The sequence below is a fragment of the Paucibacter sp. TC2R-5 genome (assembly GCF_025717605.1).
In the GTDB taxonomy this organism is placed as follows: Bacteria; Pseudomonadota; Gammaproteobacteria; order Burkholderiales; family Burkholderiaceae_C; genus Paucibacter_A; species Paucibacter_A albus.
Map to the genome: position 1 here is coordinate 1 of NZ_JAJIRQ010000033.1, position 985 is coordinate 985.

At 44.7% G+C, this 985-nt stretch carries 2 protein-coding genes; both read left to right on the forward strand.

The genetic code is table 11. The features are described 5' to 3' along the window. Nucleotides 1-207 (forward strand): hypothetical protein (locus LNV08_RS22935; RefSeq protein ID WP_263536059.1); only part of this gene is annotated, 207 nt, incomplete at its 5' end. Between the two features lie 48 nt (nucleotides 208-255). Then, nucleotides 256-985: hypothetical protein (locus LNV08_RS22940; protein WP_263536060.1), on the forward strand; the 730-nt coding region annotated here is incomplete at its 3' end.

Sequence of the window (985 nt, forward strand, 5' to 3'; positions counted from 1 at the left end):
ATTCGCTCGCTTCAGACCAAAGGTGTTGAATACACACAGTGGGACTGGAGGAAAACTTCAAGCCGGCGAGGCGTGGCCGAAGATTTCAATTTGAGAGCAAAACAAATTTTGGAAGAAATCGTTCTAAATAGGCCGCACATCACAACAGGCCAGGCAAACAAAGAGCTGAATGTTCGATTGGAAAAAGAATTCTCAAAGGGGAAGTAGGCGAATAGCACATNGAATAGCACATGAATAAATAAATTATTTAAAACTATGGCAAAAAATATTTCTGGCGAAAGCTCAAAAAGCGAGACCAAGTTAACCATCTCGGAAGAACTAACCCGAGGATGGATGAAGCTGATAGACAAATTCAAAAAGAAGGCTGCCGCACTGGGTAAGCTGTATGCAACTCAGGATGTCCGAGAGATTGGTAGGCATCATACATATTATTCCGGACAGCGCACTGAGTTGGACTACTCCAAATATGTAATTTACCTATACCCAACGCACAGTTGGAAAGTTCCACTGGTCTATTCTGTAGGGCTGGGGTGCGATCACAATGCCGGGGTCATCAAAGGATTTACTGTAACGACTACCCCTAAATCCATAGATACGATTCGACTCTATCGGCGATGTGTGCTTCCAAAGTCAATATGGTTGCCAACTAAACTGTGTCATTTGGCCCAGCGATGGGATGTATTCGGACTGGAGGAAATTGTTGCCGTTGACAACGGCATGGACCTAATTTCAAATTGCATGGCGATTGTCTTCATGTTCTGTGGCGTAATTGTTTTGCGTATGCCGCCCAAACGAGGCGACTTAAAGGGAACCATAGAAAGAACTCAGCAGACAATTGAAACACGATACATAAGTAGTCTGGCCGGATATGTCTCCCCTGAACATGCTGGGTTGAATGAGAAATTCAGCAAAGTCCGACAAAGAGCCATGAGGGATGCCAAGTACACCGTCGCAGATTTTGAGGAAAAACTGGCGGAGTTCTGTG